This is a genomic window from Kocuria sabuli (assembly GCF_040981185.1).
Lineage (GTDB): Bacteria > Actinomycetota > Actinomycetes > Actinomycetales > Micrococcaceae > Kocuria > Kocuria sabuli.
Genome location: NZ_JAVHZE010000078.1, coordinates 1 through 680, shown reverse-complemented (window position 1 = coordinate 680; position 680 = coordinate 1). Strand labels below are relative to the sequence as shown.

General features: G+C 43.4%; 2 protein-coding genes. One reads left to right on the top strand and one right to left on the bottom strand.

Annotation, left to right across the window (positions count from 1 at the left end; all coding sequences use genetic code 11):
• The first annotated feature begins 239 nt into the window (after positions 1–239).
• Positions 240–437 carry a YnfU family zinc-binding protein gene (locus tag RE027_RS17975; protein ID WP_306414190.1) on the top strand — a complete coding sequence of 66 codons (198 nt, stop codon included), beginning with the start codon at positions 240–242 and terminating at the stop codon, positions 435–437.
• 161 nt (positions 438–598) lie between these two features.
• Here the strand turns inward: RE027_RS17975 and RE027_RS17970 are convergent.
• On the bottom strand, positions 599–680 hold an 82-nt coding region (locus RE027_RS17970), incomplete at its 5' end, for a cold shock domain-containing protein (RefSeq protein WP_368809662.1).

Here is a 680-nt window from a genome sequence, read left to right as displayed (position 1 = left end):
TCATGATCTGAAGATTAATTTCTTCACCATCCGGATATGTCTGGCGTACAGACGTTATGCCCTTAAGCACGATAATGACTTTGCTGGGGTTGGCATTAAAAAAAATGATCACCTTTTTCATATATCACTCTATATCTCTTTGTGATTGTGTAAGGTAAGTATGTTCCAGAAGCGTGGCTCCTTTCCATTTTTTGCTCTCTTTGGGAAATAAAAGCAAGCAATATCCTGCCTTAACGTGTATGGTGGCAATCCTTTTCATTCAGGAGCAGCCTATGTCGGGACGTAAAAACTCGCAACTTCGTCGCAATTATTTAGTCAAATGTTCATGTCCAAACTGCGCTAAAGAGTCAGAGCACAGTTTCACTCGCATACAAAAGGGGGCCCAGCTTGTCTGTCCCTACTGTAGCGCTTTGTTTAAATCCTCTCAGCGTCTCTGAAGAAATACTCATACAAGAAGTGGAAGAGACGATGTTTTTCGCGGCCGCCTGACCTCAATAACACTTTACTGATTTACAAGCAGTTAGCATCGGATTGTAGACTGCTTGTGCAGTCCACGAGCCAGAAGCAACATCATCGTCAACGCGGCTGTGTGCTGATATTATTTATCGCAAAGCGTTACATTCGCAGCAGCAGGGCCTTTATCGCCGCTTACGATGATAAATTCGACTTTCTGACCTTCA